Below are 15,858 nucleotides of genomic sequence, written 5' to 3'. Positions count from 1 at the left end.
ATAGTCCCGGTTTTACTTAGTTAATGTTGTGTTTTTGCCACTGTTCCGACGCATCCTGCGTTTTAAACGTTTAATAAAACGCGCGACTTTCCATGCACGCTTAATGCAGTAACCGTACATGAAAAATGCTAGCAAGAATAATACCAACATTACCCATTCAGGAATGAAATGTGCGTATTCTGCGGCAACGCCAATCGCAGCCAGAATAGCAGCCGCAAGCGTAATCAGCACAAATGCCTGACGAGACGTGAAGCCAGCACGCATAATCAGATGATGAATATGCTGGCGATCGGGAGAGAACGGGCTCATCCCTTTACGCAGACGGCGGTACATAATGGCGACCATGTCCATCAGCGGGATGGCGATAATCCACAGAGCCGTTACCGGGCTTATCGGGTGAGTTTTGCCCTGGGTGGTCTCCAGCAGAACCCAGATCACCGTAAAGCCAATCAGGGTGCTGCCCGCATCGCCCATAAACACTTTATAGCGACGCCCTAACACACCTAGGTTCAGGCAGATATAAGGCAGGATGGCGGCGATCATGGCAAAGCACCACATTGACAGGCTGTACTGGCCGTCAAACCATAAAATGATGCCGATAGCGCCAAATGAAACAGAGGACAGCCCACCGAGCAGGCCGTCTATGCCGTCAACCATGTTAAAGGCGTTGATGGCCGCCCAAACGGCAAACAGCGTCAGGAAGAAGCCGAATGGCCCAAGCACCAGCTCCCAGGGACCAAACACGTAGCCCAGACTTCTGAGATAGAGACCGCCCACCACCATCATAATGATGCCGATAGCCGCCTGTACCGTCGCGCGGAACTTCACGCTGATATCAAAACGATCGTCAAGGGCGCCGACCAGTACCAGCACACCGGCACACGCCAGGTAGAGTGCGGCATGAGGGATATAGTAATCCGCGATCCCGAATGTGAAACAGATGCCTGCGTATACCGAAATGCCGCCCACCAGCGGAATAAGCCCCTGATGACGTTTACGGAAATTCGGTTTGTCCACTAACCCAATTCTTTTTGCTACCTTGCGCGCAATGAACAAAAAACAGGTTGTGAATAAAAAAATACTGATCAGCTCAGTTACTGCAGTGAGTAGATTCACAATGGATTGCTCTCAACAAATGTTAGTCCCGGAAGTATAACCATGAAGCCTCTGCCTCAGAAGGATTAAAGATGGCTTCTCACAACTCCCTTTGTATGTTTTTCAATCAATTATTTCTTTGACTGTGCAAACCTTCTTATTGTCGCACCGACAGGTCTAAATTGGGAGTGTGTGGTAATAGCGTATAGTCCATAAATAAAAAACGCCACGTAAAAACGTGGCGTTTACTGGGATTATTTGCGTTACGAGCGTTTCATCATGTCGAAGAAATCGTCGTTCGTTTTGGTCATCGCCAGTTTGTTAATGAGGAATTCCATTGCGTCGATTTCGCCCATTGGATGGATGATTTTGCGCAGGATCCACATTTTCTGGAGCTCTTCCTGAGTGGTAAGCAGCTCTTCTTTACGGGTACCGGAACGGTTGTAGTCGATGGCCGGGAAGACGCGTTTCTCTGCGATCTTACGAGAAAGGTGCAGTTCCATGTTGCCTGTACCTTTAAACTCTTCGTAGATAACTTCGTCCATTTTGGAGCCGGTATCGATCAGCGCCGTCGCGATAATGGTCAGGCTACCGCCCTCTTCCACGTTACGCGCCGCACCGAAGAAACGCTTCGGACGGTGCAGGGCGTTGGCGTCCACACCACCGGTCAGTACTTTACCGGAAGCCGGCACCACGGTGTTATAGGCACGAGCCAGACGGGTAATGGAGTCGAGCAGGATGATCACGTCTTTTTTGTGTTCAACCAGGCGTTTCGCCTTCTCAATAACCATTTCCGCAACCTGAACGTGGCGAGAAGCCGGTTCGTCGAAGGTAGACGCAACCACTTCACCTTTCACCAGACGCTGCATCTCGGTTACTTCTTCCGGACGTTCGTCAATCAGCAGCACCATCAGCACACAGTCTGGATGGTTGTAAGCAATGCTCTGCGCAATGTTTTGCAGCAGCATGGTTTTACCGGCTTTTGGCGGTGCCACAATCAGACCACGCTGACCACGACCAATTGGCGATGCCAGATCCAGCACACGAGCGGTTAAGTCTTCAGTAGACCCGTTACCACGCTCCATGCGCAGGCGAGAGTTCGCGTGCAGCGGCGTTAAGTTCTCGAACAGGATCTTATTGCGGGAGTTTTCCGGTTTGTCGTAGTTAACTTCGTTAACCTTCAACAGCGCAAAGTAGCGTTCACCCTCTTTAGGAGGACGAATCTTACCTGAAATGGTGTCACCAGTGCGGAGGTTGAAACGGCGGATTTGGCTAGGGGATACGTAGATGTCGTCAGGGCCGGCGAGGTAGGAGCTGTCTGCGGAGCGGAGGAAACCAAATCCGTCTTGCAGTATCTCCAGCACACCGTCGCCAAAGATATCTTCGCCACTCTTAGCGTGCTGCTTCAGGATGGCGAAAATGATGTCCTGCTTGCGCATACGAGCCTGGTTTTCCAGTCCCATATTTTCGCCGAGAGTGATCAGCTCAGAAACCGGCGTATTCTTTAATTCGGTAAGATTCATAATGGTGTGGGTTCTTAAACTCGGGGTGATTCTCGAACTTAATGTTGTGAATGGTATGGCAGGGTCATCCATGCCTGTTTAGCGGCCATCACCTCATGTCTGTTCGCTGTCTGGTCACAGGGAAAGAACGCAGAACTGAAACGACAAGACGGATTGAGTGACAAGCCCGGAATCTAGCAACTTCACGCACTGTTTACATTAACAACGGGAAGTATCGGGTAAAACAAGATTCAAACAACAAGATATGTTTAAAACGTAGTCATAGCTAACTTAGCACGACTAAAGCCGGGCGTCCAGAGCTCGCCATTAATTAGGCGCTCTGAACGCTCAGCTGAGAAACCTTACGCCAGATTAGCGTCCAGGAACTCTTTCAGTTGACCTTTGGACAGTGCGCCCACTTTGGTCGCCGCCACGTCACCGTTTTTGAACAGCAGCAGGGTCGGAATGCCACGGATACCGTATTTTGGCGCGGTGCCCGGGTTCTGGTCGATGTTCAGCTTGGCAACGGTCAGTTTGCCCTGATATTCGTCAGCGATTTCATCCAGAATCGGAGCGATCATTTTGCAAGGACCACACCATTCAGCCCAGAAATCAACGAGGATCAGCCCGTCAGCTTTAAGTACGTCCGTGTCAAAACTGTCGTCAGTCAGGTGAATAATTTTATCGCTCATATATAACTCCACAGGAATAAGCCTGGTACGTTGGTTTTGTCACCACCAACGACGTGTTGATGTCGCATTAACCAACTAAAGGTTGACTTTATTTCACCGGATACGCTTTCGTAAAGCAATAGTAAGCTGATATTCTACCACACTATGAGCAAAACACATTTAACAGAACAGAAGTTTTCCGACTTCGCCCTGCACCCAAAGGTGATCGAAGCCCTTGAAACTAAAGGGTTTCATAACTGCACGCCCATTCAGGCTCTCGCCCTGCCGCTGACGCTGGCCGGTCGCGACGTTGCAGGGCAGGCGCAAACCGGTACTGGCAAAACGATGGCGTTTTTAACGTCAACGTTTCATTATTTACTTTCTCACCCAGCGATTGCAGACCGCAAAGTTAACCAGCCGCGCGCGCTAATTATGGCCCCGACGCGAGAACTGGCGGTACAGATCCACGCAGACGCTGAGCCTCTGGCGCAAGCCACCGGCCTGAAACTCGGCCTGGCCTATGGCGGCGACGGCTACGATAAGCAGCTTAAGGTGCTGGAAAGCGGCGTGGATATCCTGATTGGAACCACCGGCCGTCTTATCGACTACGCCAAACAGAACCATATCAACCTCGGCGCAATCCAGGTTGTCGTGCTTGATGAAGCAGACCGCATGTACGATCTGGGCTTCATTAAAGATATCCGCTGGCTGTTCCGTCGTATGCCTGCCGCAAACCAGCGTCTGAACATGCTGTTCTCCGCAACCCTGTCATACCGCGTGCGTGAACTCGCCTTCGAGCAGATGAACAACGCCGAGTATGTGGAAGTGGAACCGGAGCAGAAAACCGGGCACCGCATTAAAGAAGAGCTCTTCTATCCCTCTAATGAAGAGAAAATGCGCCTCCTGCAAACGCTGATCGAAGAAGAGTGGCCGGATCGCGCGATCATCTTCGCGAACACCAAACATCGCTGTGAAGATATCTGGGGCCACCTGGCGGCAGATGGTCACCGCGTAGGTTTGCTGACCGGCGACGTGGCGCAGAAAAAACGCCTGCGCATTCTTGACGAATTTACCCGTGGCGATCTCGATATTCTGGTCGCGACCGACGTGGCGGCCCGTGGCCTGCACATTCCAGCCGTGACGCACGTCTTTAACTACGATCTGCCAGATGACTGTGAAGACTATGTACACCGTATCGGTCGTACCGGTCGTGCCGGCGCAAGCGGTCACTCCATCAGCCTGGCGTGTGAAGAGTATGCGCTGAATCTTCCGGCCATTGAGACCTACATCGGTCACTCTATTCCACAGAGCAAATACAATCCGGACGCGCTGTTAAGCGAACTGCCGCCGCCTAAGCGCCTTACCCGCCCACGCCCCGGCAATGGTCCGCGTCGTTCCGGCGGCGCACCGCGTAACCGTCGTCGTTCAGGTTAAGAAAATATGCTCAGCTCCACCTCGCTCTATGCGGCAATCGATCTCGGCTCCAACAGTTTTCATATGCTGGTTGTGCGCGAGGTGGCGGGAAGCATACAAACGCTGACGCGCATTAAGCGCAAGGTCCGCCTCGCGGCGGGCCTGAGCAGCGACAACCACCTCTCCCCTGAAGCCATGGAACGTGGCTGGCAGTGCCTGCGTCTGTTTGCAGAACGTTTGCAGGATATCCCGCTCAGTCAAATTCGCGTTGTTGCCACGGCGACCCTTCGTCTGGCGGTTAACGCTGGCGATTTCATTGCCAAAGCGCAGGAAATTCTGGGCTGTCCGGTGCAGGTCATCAGCGGTGAAGAAGAAGCGCGTCTGATTTATCAGGGCGTGGCGCACACGACCGGTGGCGACGATCGCCGTCTGGTGGTGGACATCGGTGGCGCCAGTACCGAACTGGTCACGGGCACAGGCGCACAGGCGACCTCGCTCTTTAGCCTGTCGATGGGCTGTGTGACCTGGCTGGAACGCTACTTTACCGATCGAAACCTTGCCAAAGAGAATTTCGACGAGGCGGAAAACGCAGCGCGTGAAGTGCTGCGCCCGGTCATGGATGAGCTGCGCTATCACGGCTGGAAAGTCTGCGTCGGGGCTTCCGGCACCGTTCAGGCGTTGCAGGAAATCATGATGGCGCAGGGCATGGACGAGCGGATCACCCTTGCCAAGCTCCAGCAGCTTAAACAGCGCGCCATTCAGTGTGGACGCCTGGAAGAGCTTGAAATTGAGGGGCTGACACTCGAACGCGCGCTGGTTTTCCCTAGCGGGCTCGCCATCCTGATCGCCATTTTCACCGAGCTGAATATCCAGTGTATGACGCTGGCAGGCGGTGCGCTGCGTGAAGGTCTGGTTTACGGAATGCTACACCAGTCGGTCGATCAGGACATCCGTAGCCGTACGCTGCGTAACGTTCAGCGACGCTTTATTGTTGATACCGACCAGGCGCAAAGAGTAAGCCAGCTGGCGTCACTTTTTGCCGATCAGGTGAAAAATAGCTGGGATATTGAACCGTTAAGCCGCGATCTGTTGCTAAGCGCCTGTGCGCTACATGAAATTGGTCTAAGCGTGGAGTACAAGCAGGCACCGCTGCACGCGGCCTGGCTGGTACGAAATCTCGATTTACCCGGCTATACGCCCGCACAGAAAAAGCTGCTGGCCACCCTGCTGCTGAACCAGACCAACGCCGTCGATCTCTCTTCACTTCACCAGCAGAACGCCGTGCCGCCGCGCGTGGCCGAGCATCTGTGCCGTCTGCTGCGCCTGGCGATCCTGTTTGCCAGCCGCCGTCGTGATGATTTGCTGCCAGACATTACGCTGGTGGCAGACGATGAGAAACTGACGCTGACGTTGCCGAAAAACTGGCTTGAAAATCACCCGCTTGGCGCAGAACTGGTTGAGCAGGAGTTCCAGTGGCAGAGCTATGTGCACTGGGCGCTTGAGGTGAAGTGACCCTTTGAAGCGTGCCGGGCGGCGGCTTCGCCTTACCCGGCCTACAAACCGTTATCCCTTCTCTTTGGCTTTTGCCAGCATCGCGCGAATGTTTGCCACGTTGGCCTGGCCTTTGTGCATGCGCTCTTCCGCGGTAATGACCTTACGTTGCTGCTCCCAGATAAGATCGTCCTGAGGCAACTCCAGCAGAAAACGGCTCGGCTCCGGGCGCACCAGCTCACCGTACTGACGGCGCTCTTTGCACAGCGTAAATGTCAGCTCCTTCTGCGCACGGGTGATCCCCACGTAGGCCAGACGGCGCTCTTCGTCGACGTTATCTTCATCAATGCTGCTCTGGTGCGGCAGTAGGCCCTCTTCCATCCCCACCAGATAGACATACGGGAACTCCAGCCCTTTGGACGCGTGAAGCGTCATCAGCTGGACCTGGTCGGCCTCTTCTTCGCTTTCGCCGCGCTCCATCATATCGCGCAGCGTGAAGCGGGTGACGACCTGCGTCAGGGTCATCGGCTCGTCTATCTCTGAACCTTCAAGCATTTCGGTCATCCAGCTGAAGAGCTGGTTAACGTTTTTCATGCGCATCTCAGCCGCTTTTGGGCTGGCGGAGGTTTCATAGAGCCAGGATTCGTAATCAATGCCGTGGATCAGATCGCGTACCGCCGCCACCGGCTCGCGCTCGGCCAGACGCTGCACTTCACCCAGCCAGTGGGTGAAGCGGGTTAAGGCATCATAGCCGCGCCCGGTCAGGGTCTGGCTCAGCCCCATATCGAAGCTGGCGGTGAATAGGCTTTTGTTGCGGGTCATCGCCCACTCGCCCAGCTTTTGCAGCGTCGCAGAGCCAATTTCGCGTTTCGGCGTATTCACGATGCGCAGGAAAGCGCTGTCGTCATCCGGGTTGGTCAGCACGCGCAGGTAGGCCAGCAGATCCTTGATTTCCGGACGCGAAAAGAACGACGTGCCGCCGGAGATTTTGTAGGGAATGCGGTTTTGCATCAGCATCTTTTCAAAAACGCGCGACTGGTGGTTACCGCGATAGAGGATCGCGTAGTCTTTATAGTCGGTTTTGTTGACGAAGTGATGGGCAATCAGCTCACCCGTTACGCGCTCCGCTTCGTGCTCTTCATTGCTGGCGCTGAGCACTTTCAGTTCGGTTCCGTAACCCAGCTCGGAGAACAGGCGCTTCTCAAAGACGTGCGGGTTATTGGCAATCAGGATGTTCGCCGCCTTCAGGATGCGTCCGGAAGAACGGTAGTTCTGCTCCAGTTTGATCACCTGCAACGCCGGGAAGTCTTTGCTCAGCAGCACCAGGTTTTGCGGACGTGCGCCGCGCCAGGAGTAAATGGACTGATCGTCATCGCCAACAACGGTGAAACGCGCACGCTGTCCTACCAGCAGCTTCACCAGCTCGTACTGGCTGGTGTTGGTATCCTGATATTCATCCACCAGCAGGTAGCGGATTTTGTTCTGCCAGCGCTCGCGCACCTCTTCATTCCGCTGAAGCAGCAGCGTCGGCAGCAGGATCAGATCGTCGAAATCCAGTACGTTGCAGGCTTTCATATGCGCGTCATACAGACCGTAGCAGTGGGCAAAGATACGATCGCGCTCGCCTTTGGCACTCGCCGCTGCCTGGGCCGGCGTCATGAGATCGTTTTTCCAGTTCGAGATCGTCGAGATCAGCTGTTGCAACAGCACTTTGTCATCTTCGATCAGCCCTTCCGTCAGCTCTTTAAGCAACGCCACCTGGTCGGTGTCATCGAAGAGCGAAAAGTTGGCCTTCATGCCCAGCGCCGCGTACTCACGCTTAATGATATCCAGGCCCAGCGTGTGGAAAGTGGAGATCATCAGCCCACGCGCCTCTTTACGGCCCAGGGTCTGGCCGACGCGCTCTTTCATCTCACGCGCCGCTTTGTTGGTAAAGGTGACCGCCGCGATATGGCGCGCCTGGTAGCCACAACCGCGAATTAAGTGGGCAATTTTGTTGGTGATCACACGTGTTTTACCGGATCCCGCTCCCGCCAGCACCAGGCAGGGTCCGGTGACGAATTCGACAGCTTGTTGTTGTCCGGGGTTTAAACGCATAAGTGATCGCTCAATGAAAGTGGGGAGAGGAGGAAAAACGCGTGGTAGTATACCGATCGTAAACTCGTTGACTCAAGGCACGATCATGGCAAAAACAGCAGCAGCACTGCATATCCTTGTTAAAGAAGAGAAACTGGCACAGGATCTTCTCGAACAGATTAAAAACGGCGCCGATTTCGGCAAACTGGCGAAGAAACACTCGATTTGCCCGTCAGGCAAACGCGGCGGTGACTTAGGCGAGTTCCGCCAGGGCCAGATGGTTCCGGCGTTTGATAAAGTGGTTTTCTCCTGCCCGGTGCTGGAGCCAACCGGTCCCCTGCATACGCAGTTCGGCTATCACATTATCAAAGTGTTATACCGCAACTAATCAAAAGCCCGGTGCATTGACTCACCGGGCTTTTTTTATCTGGCTATTCCGCGTTTAAATGCCGTCGCCGTATTCGAAGGTGTGGTGAATACCGTTGAAGTGCTGATCCATATCCATCGACGGTTTATCGCTGTCTGGCTTACCGACGATGCGCGCCGGGACGCCAGCGGCGGTGGTATGCGGCGGTACGGGCTGGAGTACAACCGACCCCGCGCCAATCTTCGCGCCGCGTCCGACTTCAATATTGCCGAGAATTTTGGCGCCTGCGCCAATCATCACCCCTTCACGAATTTTCGGATGGCGATCGCCGCTGGTTTTACCGGTACCGCCCAGCGTAACTGATTGCAGGATCGACACATCATCTTCAATCACCGCCGTTTCACCGACAACAATGCCGGTGGCGTGATCGAGCATGATCCCACGGCCAATTTTCGCCGCCGGGTGAATATCGACCTGGAAAGTCACAGAAACCTGGTTTTGCAGGAAGATAGCCAGCGCGCGGCGTCCCTCATTCCATAACCAGTGGCCGATGCGGTACGCCTGTAAGGCGTGAAAACCTTTGAGATACAGCAGCGGCGTGGAATATTTATCCACCGCCGGATCGCGCGTGCGTACGGCCTGAATGTCGCAGGCGGCAGAGGCGATCATTTCCGGGTCTGCGGCGTAGGCCTCTTCCACCACCTCACGAATGGCGATAGCAGGCATGATGGAGGAAGCCAGCTTATTGGCGAGCATATAGCTCAGGGCGCTGCCGAGGTTTTCGTGCTTGAGTAGCGTCGCGTGATAGAAACTGGCCAGCATAGGCTCACAGTCGGCCAAAGCGCGGGCTTCGGCTTTAATATTATTCCAGACGATATCCAGTTCTTCACACGGCATTGCTTGCTCCAGACGATAGTTAATGACCAGCCAGTTCTGCGCTGGCTGGGTCATTCAGGTGACGATACTTCCCGGCTAATTGCTGCTGCGCTCGTCCTTGCGCGCACGACCTAATAGGGTCAATGCTGCCTCGCGCGCATTTTTTCCGCAATACAATACCTGATAAATTTCCTCGGTTATTGGCATTTCGACACCGAAACGGTGCGCCAATTCGCGGACTTCTTTGGTATTGCGATAGCCTTCAACCACCTGACCAATCTTCTCCTGCGCGCTTTTTACATCGCTGCCCTGTCCGAGCATCATGCCAAAGCGGCGGTTACGCGACTGGTTGTCGGTGCAGGTCAGCACCAGGTCGCCCAGCCCAGCCATCCCCATAAAGGTGGCCGGATCGGCACCCAGCGCTTCGCCCAGACGGGACATTTCGGTCAGACCACGGGTGATCAGCGCCGTACGCGCATTCGCGCCGAAACCGATGCCGTCAGACATCCCGGCCCCGATGGCAATGACGTTCTTCACCGCACCGCCCAGCTGTACGCCGATAAAATCAGGGTTGCTGTAGACGCGGAAGCTCTTGCCGCAGTGCAGCAGTTGCTGAAGATCGTCGGAAAATGCCTGGTCGGTGGACGCCAGCGAGATCGCCGTCGGCAGACCGGCAGCCAGCTCTTTGGCAAACGTCGGCCCGGAGATCACCGCCAGCGGGATCGCCGTTCCCAGCGCTTCGCGGGCAACGTCCTGCAACAGACGTCCGGTTTCGGCTTCCAGCCCCTTCGTCGCCCACACAATACGCGCATCCGCACGCATCAGCGGCTTAATCTGACGCAGGACTTCGCCAAACACATGGCTCGGCACCACAATCAGAATATTGCGGCTGGCCGCCAGCGCGGTCGCGAGGTCGCTTTCCAGATAGAGAGAGTCAGGGAACGGAACGTCCGGGAGAAACGCCACGTTGCAGCGGTCGTGTTGCAACGTCGCGATATGTTTTGGATCGTGGCCCCACAGGACCACGTCGTGACCATTTCTTGCCAGCGTGATGGCAAGAGCGGTGCCGTAAGAGCCGGCACCGATCACAGTCATTGACGCATTAACAGTGCTCATCAGGCATCCTGATGTTGTTCGGCACCTTCGCCAGCCTGCTGCTGCAAATAGTTCATGAACAGCGCATCAAAGTTAACTGGCGCAAGGTTCAGTTGCGGGAATGTACCGCGAGAAACCAGGCTGGTGATGCATTCACGCGCATACGGGAACAGGATGTTCGGGCAGTATGCACCCAGGCAATGCGCCATCTGGTTGCCTTCGATGCCGCCGATGGAGAAGATACCGCCCTGCTGTACTTCGCACAGGAATGCAGTTTCTTCGCCCAGAGAGGCGGTCACGGTGACACGCAGTACGACTTCATACACGTCATCCGCCAGCTGGGTGGATGCGGTATCCAGATCAAGTTTAACCTCTGGCTGCCAGTCTTTCTGGAAAACGTGCGGCGCGTTTGGCGCTTCGAAAGAGACATCCTTGGTGTAGATGCGCTGGATCTGGAAAGTCATCTCGGTGTTGTTTTGTTCTGACATGGAAAAACCCTTTTTAATTGTCCTAAAGTCTCTAGCTCAGCAGCGGATCGAGTCCACCGCGGGCGTCGAGCGCATACAAGTCATCACAGCCGCCAATGTGCTGCGCATCAATAAAAATCTGTGGAACCGTTGTGCGACCACTGCGTTGGATCATCTCTTCGCGTTTAATCGCGTCACCATCGATCGGCAGTTCCTTGAACGTTACGCCTTTGCTGGACAGCAGCGCTTTCGCTCGGTGGCAGAACGGGCACGTTGCTTTGGTGTAGATCTCAATATTGGCCATCACTTAACTCCTTATTTACCGCGCACTAAAGGAAGATTCTCCCCGCTCCAGCCGGAGATGCCTTCTTTCAGCACCGTTACGTTTTCAAAGCCTGCTTTATGCAGTGCGTTGGCAGATTCCTGCGCCTGCATGCCTGTGCCGTCAACAACGATAATCGGCTGGGCTTTATGCTTCTCCAGCTCACCAATGTTGTTCGCTTTGATTTCCGCTGGCAGCAGGTTGATAGCACCTGCGATATGGCCCTTGCGGAAATCGTCGCGCTGACGCAGATCAACCACAACGGCGTCCTCTTTGTTGATCAGACGTGTCGCTTCACCGCGGGTGATCACCTTAATTTTAGACGTCAGTCCCTTAAATGTGGTGAACAGTACAGCGACCAGCAGGCCAATCCACGCGATGCTCAGAACCGGGTGGCGGCTAACGAATTGCATAATTTCTTGCATGGGGGGTAACAACTCCCGACTAAGTGATTAAAAAAACCAGGACAGGAGTATACCTGTGCGCTGTGGCAAATACAGCCAGCGACATAAAGCTAATCTATTTTCTGCGGCATGCCACGAAAAAAAAGCCTCAAAATGGCCCGAGAACGGCCTTGCCTCCACGCTTTCTTTGATCTTCTGCGGCTATTTTATCGATTCAGCTGTAGTAAAATTACGCAAATTTTTTGTCTCTTGAGCATGAGGTTGTCGCAATGTCGGTTTCTAAAAAACCTATGGTACTGGTGATTCTGGATGGCTATGGCTACCGTGAAGATCAGCAGGATAACGCCATTTTCAACGCCAAAACCCCGGTAATGGATGCGCTATGGGCAAAACGTCCCCACACCCTGATTGACGCGTCTGGTCTGGAAGTCGGGCTGCCGGACCGTCAGATGGGCAACTCTGAAGTGGGTCACGTGAACCTGGGCGCAGGCCGTATCGTTTATCAGGACCTGACGCGCCTGGACGTTGAAATCAAAGAACGTACATTCTTTGCCAACCCAACGCTCACCGGAGCAGTGGATAAAGCTGTCGCCGCAGGCAAGGCCGTTCACATTATGGGCCTGCTCTCTGCGGGCGGCGTTCACAGCCACGAAGATCACATCATGGCGATGGTTGAACTGGCCGCTGAACGCGGTGCGGAAAAAATCTATCTGCACGCCTTCCTGGACGGTCGCGATACGCCGCCACGCAGCGCTAAGGGCTCGCTGCAAGCCTTTGAAGAGAAATTCACCGCACTGGGCAAAGGCCGCGTGGCGTCCATCATTGGCCGTTACTATGCGATGGACCGCGATAACCGCTGGGACCGCGTTGAGCAAGCCTACGATCTGCTGACCCTGGCAAAAGGTGAATTCCAGTTCCCGACCGCCGTCGAAGGTCTGGAAGCGGCTTACGCGCGTGATGAAAACGACGAATTCGTGAAAGCAACCGTGATCCGCGCTGAAGGCCAGGCCGATGCCGCCATGGAAGATGGCGATGCGCTGATCTTCATGAACTTCCGCGCTGACCGCGCGCGCGAAATCACCCGTGCTTTCGTCAACAGTGATTTCGACGGTTTCGCCCGTAAGAAAGTGGCGAAGCTCGATTTCATCCAGTTGACCGAGTATGCAGCGGATATCAAGGCCCCCTGCGCGTATCCACCAGCGTCGCTGGAAAATACCTTCGGCGAGTGGATGGCGAAAAACGATAAAACCCAGCTGCGTATCTCTGAAACGGAGAAGTATGCGCACGTGACCTTCTTCTTTAACGGCGGCGTAGAAGAGCCGTTCAAAGGCGAAGACCGCATCCTGATCAACTCGCCGAAAGTCGCGACTTACGATCTCCAGCCAGAAATGAGCTCTGCGGAGCTGACCGAAAAACTGGTGGCCGCGATCGAAAGCGGTAAATACGACACCATCATCTGTAACTATCCGAACGGTGACATGGTAGGTCACACCGGCGTGATGGAAGCCGCCGTTAAGGCGGTTGAGGCGCTGGACCACTGCGTAGAGCAGGTCGCAAAAGCGGTTGAATCCGTGGGAGGCCAGCTGCTGATCACCGCCGATCACGGTAACGCAGAACAGATGCGTGACCCGGCAACCGGTCAGGCGCATACCGCCCATACCAACCTGCCTGTTCCACTGATTTATGTGGGTGATAAATCAGTGAAAGCAGTGGAAGGCGGCAAGCTTTCCGACATCGCGCCAACCATGTTGTCGCTGATGGGTATGGAAATCCCTGAAGAGATGACTGGCAAGCCGCTGTTCATCGTGGAATAATCGCTCCCCATGAGGGGAAAGGCGATTTTTTCAATCACATGGGTCGTGAAGCCGCTTCGGTTATCAGTCAGACCTCTGCTTTGCGCCAGCGCACTCAGCGCTGGCGTATTGCTGTGCGCCGCATCCGCCCACGCGGATGACCGCGACCAGCTCAAATCCATTCAGGCCGATATCGCCGCTAAAGAGCGTGCGGTACGCCAGCAGCAGCAGCAGCGTTCTGCCCTGCTTGCCCAGCTTAAAAAGCAGGAAGAGGCCATTTCCGCCGCTGCGCGTAAGCTGCGTGAAACGCAAAACACCCTTGCCCAGCTCAATAAGCAAATCGATGAAATGAACGCATCGATTGCGAAACTGGAGCGCCAGCGTGACGCCCAGGAACGCAACCTGGCTGCACAGCTTGATGCCGCTTTCCGTCAGGGTGAACACACTGGCCTTCAGCTGATCCTCAGCGGTGAAGAGAGCCAGCGCGGTCAGCGTTTACAGGCCTATTTCGGCTATCTCAACCAGGCTCGTCAGGAGACCATTGCGCAGCTGAAACAGACGCGCGAAGAAGTCACCACGCAAAAAGCCGAGCTGGAAGAGAAGCAGAGCCAGCAGCAAACGCTACTCTACGATCAGCAGGCGCAGCAGGAGAAGCTTGAGCAGGCGCGCAATGAGCGTAAGAAGACGCTCGCCGGGCTGGAGTCCTCTATCCAGGCAGGACAAAGCCAGCTGAGCGAAATGCGCGCCAACGAATCGAAACTGCGTAACAGCATCGCCCGGGCAGAAGCCGCAGCCAAAGCGCGCGCCGAAAAAGAAGCGCGCGAAGCGCAGGCGGTGCGTAATAAGCAGCAGGAAGCCTCCCGGAAAGGCACCACCTACAAGCCGACTGAAAATGAACGTTCCCTGATGTCGCGCACCGGCGGCCTCGGTTCCCCTCGTGGTCAGGCCTACTGGCCCGTTCGCGGTACGATCCTGCATCGCTATGGCGAACAGTTGCAGGGTGAGCTACGTTGGAAGGGGATCGTTATCGGTGCGTCTGAAGGTAGCGAAGTGAAAGCCATCGCCGATGGCCGCGTGATCCTGGCCGACTGGCTACAGGGTTACGGGCTCGTGGTGGTGGTCGAGCATGGTAAAGGCGACATGAGTCTTTACGGCTACAACCAGAGCGCGCTGGTCAGCGTCGGCACTCAGGTGCGCGCCGGTCAACCCATTGCCCTTGTGGGCAGCAGTGGCGGTCAGGGCCGCCCGTCACTCTATTTCGAAATTCGTCGTCAGGGTCAGGCGGTCAATCCACAGCCGTGGTTGGGAAGATAAGTTTTGCTTCAATTTCGTCGAATTGTTTTTTCCGTCGTCAGCGCACTGGCGCTGGCTGCACCGGTTTATGCAGGCAAACTCGCGATTGTGATTGATGACTTCGGTTATCGACCACACTATGAAAATCAGGTGCTGGCGATGCCGTCAGCCATCTCTGTTGCCGTCCTGCCGAATGCGCCTCACGCGCATGAAATGGCGACCAAAGCACACAATGGCGGCCATCAGGTGCTCATCCATCTGCCGATGGCTCCCCTCAGCAAGCAGCCGCTGGAAAAAGATACCCTGCGCCCGGACATGAGCAGCGACGAGATCGATCGCATCATCCGCGATGCGTACAATAAAGTGCCGTATGCCGTGGGTCTGAATAACCATATGGGCAGCGCGATGACCTCCAGCCTGTACGGTATGCTGAAGGTGATGCAGGCGCTGGAGCGTTACAATCTCTATTTCCTCGACAGCATGACCATTGGCAACAGCCAGGCGATGCGTGCCGCTCAGGGTACGGGGGTGAAGGTCATCAAGCGCAAAGTCTTCCTGGACGACTCCCAGAACGAAGCGGATATCCGCGTGCAGTTCAACCGCGCGGTTCAGCTGGCGCGCCGTAACGGTTCGGCGATTGCCATCGGGCACCCGCATCCGTCTACCGTTCGCGTTTTGCAGCAAATGTTACCGAGCTTACCCGCCGATATCACGCTGGTGCGTCCGAGCGATCTGCTCAACGAACCTCAGGTGGATACCTCTCGCCCGGGTAGTGCGCAACCGCCCGCAACGCAGCCGCGTAACCCGTTCCGTGGCGTGAAGAACTGCACGCTGAAGCAGCCGCCTGAACCGGTGTATGCCACCCGCTTCTTTACGGTAATTGGCGAAAGCGTAAGCCAGAGTACGCTGGTGCAGTACTTCCAGCACCAGTGGCAGGGCTGGGGGGAAAAAACAGCAGCGAGCCCAACCCAGTGACAGGCGATTAAGGTAGAA

15 protein-coding genes are annotated in these 15,858 nt (G+C 55.2%); 6 read left to right on the top strand and 9 right to left on the bottom strand.

The window, feature by feature from the left end:
- Positions 1–12: 12 nt before the first annotated feature.
- The 3 genes from wecA to trxA all read right to left on the bottom strand — a co-directional run bounded on the left by wecA (position 13) and on the right by trxA (position 3,289).
- The gene (gene wecA / locus N5C09_RS11680) at positions 13–1,116 is read right to left on the bottom strand and encodes a UDP-N-acetylglucosamine--undecaprenyl-phosphate N-acetylglucosaminephosphotransferase (protein ID WP_001050933.1); all 1,104 of its coding nucleotides are present in this window, start codon (positions 1,114–1,116) and stop codon (positions 13–15) included.
- Positions 1,117–1,358: 242 nt separating this feature from the next.
- Positions 1,359–2,618, bottom strand: coding sequence for a transcription termination factor Rho (gene rho / locus N5C09_RS11675; protein ID WP_001054528.1), 1,260 nt, complete (start codon positions 2,616–2,618; stop codon positions 1,359–1,361).
- 341 nt (positions 2,619–2,959) lie between these two features.
- Positions 2,960–3,289, bottom strand: a complete 330-nt coding sequence (gene trxA, locus N5C09_RS11670) for a thioredoxin TrxA (protein WP_006812392.1) — start codon at positions 3,287–3,289, stop codon at positions 2,960–2,962.
- A 144-nt stretch (positions 3,290–3,433) separates the two neighbouring features.
- On the opposite strand from trxA, the gene rhlB reads away from it, so the two are divergent.
- Both rhlB and gppA read left to right on the top strand, forming a co-directional pair.
- Complete coding sequence (gene rhlB / locus N5C09_RS11665; protein WP_063452156.1) at positions 3,434–4,702, top strand: ATP-dependent RNA helicase RhlB; 1,269 nt, start codon at positions 3,434–3,436, stop codon at positions 4,700–4,702.
- Positions 4,703–4,708: 6 nt separating this feature from the next.
- Complete coding sequence (gene gppA / locus N5C09_RS11660) at positions 4,709–6,193, top strand: guanosine-5'-triphosphate,3'-diphosphate diphosphatase (RefSeq protein WP_203465469.1); 1,485 nt, start codon at positions 4,709–4,711, stop codon at positions 6,191–6,193.
- Between the two features lie 51 nt (positions 6,194–6,244).
- Here the strand turns inward: gppA and rep are convergent, their stop codons facing one another.
- Positions 6,245–8,269: a DNA helicase Rep gene (gene rep, locus N5C09_RS11655; protein ID WP_279749090.1), complete on the bottom strand. Its 2,025-nt coding sequence runs from the start codon at positions 8,267–8,269 to the stop codon at positions 6,245–6,247.
- Between the two features lie 85 nt (positions 8,270–8,354).
- Here rep and ppiC point away from each other — a divergent pair, with 85 nt between their 5' ends.
- Positions 8,355–8,636 (top strand): peptidylprolyl isomerase PpiC, encoded by a 282-nt coding sequence (gene ppiC, locus N5C09_RS11650; protein ID WP_006812396.1) that lies wholly within the window; start codon positions 8,355–8,357, stop codon positions 8,634–8,636.
- Positions 8,637–8,690: 54 nt separating this feature from the next.
- On the opposite strand, the gene cysE is transcribed toward ppiC, so the two are convergent.
- From cysE to N5C09_RS11625, 5 genes are all read right to left on the bottom strand, one after another.
- Positions 8,691–9,512, bottom strand: coding sequence for a serine O-acetyltransferase (gene cysE, locus N5C09_RS11645; protein WP_008502718.1), 822 nt, complete (start codon positions 9,510–9,512; stop codon positions 8,691–8,693).
- Positions 9,513–9,587: 75 nt separating this feature from the next.
- Complete coding sequence (gpsA, locus tag N5C09_RS11640; protein WP_006812398.1) at positions 9,588–10,607, bottom strand: NAD(P)H-dependent glycerol-3-phosphate dehydrogenase; 1,020 nt, start codon at positions 10,605–10,607, stop codon at positions 9,588–9,590.
- The gene (gene secB / locus N5C09_RS11635; protein WP_003860835.1) at positions 10,607–11,074 is read right to left on the bottom strand and encodes a protein-export chaperone SecB; all 468 of its coding nucleotides are present in this window, start codon (positions 11,072–11,074) and stop codon (positions 10,607–10,609) included. The genes gpsA and secB overlap by 1 nt, the downstream gene beginning before the upstream one ends.
- A gap of 31 nt (positions 11,075–11,105) precedes the next feature.
- Positions 11,106–11,357 (bottom strand): glutaredoxin 3, encoded by a 252-nt coding sequence (gene grxC, locus N5C09_RS11630; protein WP_003860837.1) that lies wholly within the window; start codon positions 11,355–11,357, stop codon positions 11,106–11,108.
- 11 nt (positions 11,358–11,368) lie between these two features.
- Positions 11,369–11,800 (bottom strand): rhodanese-like domain-containing protein, encoded by a 432-nt coding sequence (locus tag N5C09_RS11625; protein ID WP_003860840.1) that lies wholly within the window; start codon positions 11,798–11,800, stop codon positions 11,369–11,371.
- Between the two features lie 248 nt (positions 11,801–12,048).
- Between N5C09_RS11625 and gpmM the strand changes: the two genes are divergently transcribed.
- The 3 genes from gpmM to N5C09_RS11610 are packed head-to-tail and all read left to right on the top strand — an operon-like array spanning position 12,049 to position 15,840.
- Entirely contained in the window at positions 12,049–13,593 is a 1,545-nt protein-coding gene (gpmM, locus tag N5C09_RS11620; RefSeq protein WP_063868806.1) for a 2,3-bisphosphoglycerate-independent phosphoglycerate mutase, read from the top strand.
- A gap of 33 nt (positions 13,594–13,626) precedes the next feature.
- The gene (gene envC / locus N5C09_RS11615) at positions 13,627–14,886 is read left to right on the top strand and encodes a murein hydrolase activator EnvC (RefSeq protein ID WP_230373043.1); all 1,260 of its coding nucleotides are present in this window, start codon (positions 13,627–13,629) and stop codon (positions 14,884–14,886) included.
- A 3-nt stretch (positions 14,887–14,889) separates the two neighbouring features.
- Positions 14,890–15,840, top strand: coding sequence for a divergent polysaccharide deacetylase family protein (locus N5C09_RS11610; protein WP_279749088.1), 951 nt, complete (start codon positions 14,890–14,892; stop codon positions 15,838–15,840).
- Positions 15,841–15,858 lie beyond the last annotated feature (18 nt).

This window comes from Enterobacter sp. GD03975 (assembly GCF_029838645.1).
GTDB classification, from domain to species: Bacteria; Pseudomonadota; Gammaproteobacteria; order Enterobacterales; family Enterobacteriaceae; genus Enterobacter; species Enterobacter quasihormaechei.
Note: the sequence above shows the minus strand (reverse complement) of the source record. Positions and strands in the feature narration are given on the sequence as shown.

Coding starts and splice junctions, on each gene's coding strand:
- grxC (WP_003860837.1), bottom strand. CDS start 11,357: ATGGCCAATATTGAGATCTACACCAAAGCAACGTGCCCGTTCTGCCAC.
- gpmM (WP_063868806.1), top strand. CDS start 12,049: ATGTCGGTTTCTAAAAAACCTATGGTACTGGTGATTCTGGATGGCTAT.
- gppA (WP_203465469.1), top strand. CDS start 4,709: ATGCTCAGCTCCACCTCGCTCTATGCGGCAATCGATCTCGGCTCCAAC.
- N5C09_RS11625 (WP_003860840.1), bottom strand. CDS start 11,800: ATGCAAGAAATTATGCAATTCGTTAGCCGCCACCCGGTTCTGAGCATC.
- ppiC (WP_006812396.1), top strand. CDS start 8,355: ATGGCAAAAACAGCAGCAGCACTGCATATCCTTGTTAAAGAAGAGAAA.
- gpsA (WP_006812398.1), bottom strand. CDS start 10,607: ATGAGCACTGTTAATGCGTCAATGACTGTGATCGGTGCCGGCTCTTAC.
- cysE (WP_008502718.1), bottom strand. CDS start 9,512: ATGCCGTGTGAAGAACTGGATATCGTCTGGAATAATATTAAAGCCGAA.
- rhlB (WP_063452156.1), top strand. CDS start 3,434: ATGAGCAAAACACATTTAACAGAACAGAAGTTTTCCGACTTCGCCCTG.
- trxA (WP_006812392.1), bottom strand. CDS start 3,289: ATGAGCGATAAAATTATTCACCTGACTGACGACAGTTTTGACACGGAC.
- rho (WP_001054528.1), bottom strand. CDS start 2,618: ATGAATCTTACCGAATTAAAGAATACGCCGGTTTCTGAGCTGATCACT.
- rep (WP_279749090.1), bottom strand. CDS start 8,269: ATGCGTTTAAACCCCGGACAACAACAAGCTGTCGAATTCGTCACCGGA.
- secB (WP_003860835.1), bottom strand. CDS start 11,074: ATGTCAGAACAAAACAACACCGAGATGACTTTCCAGATCCAGCGCATC.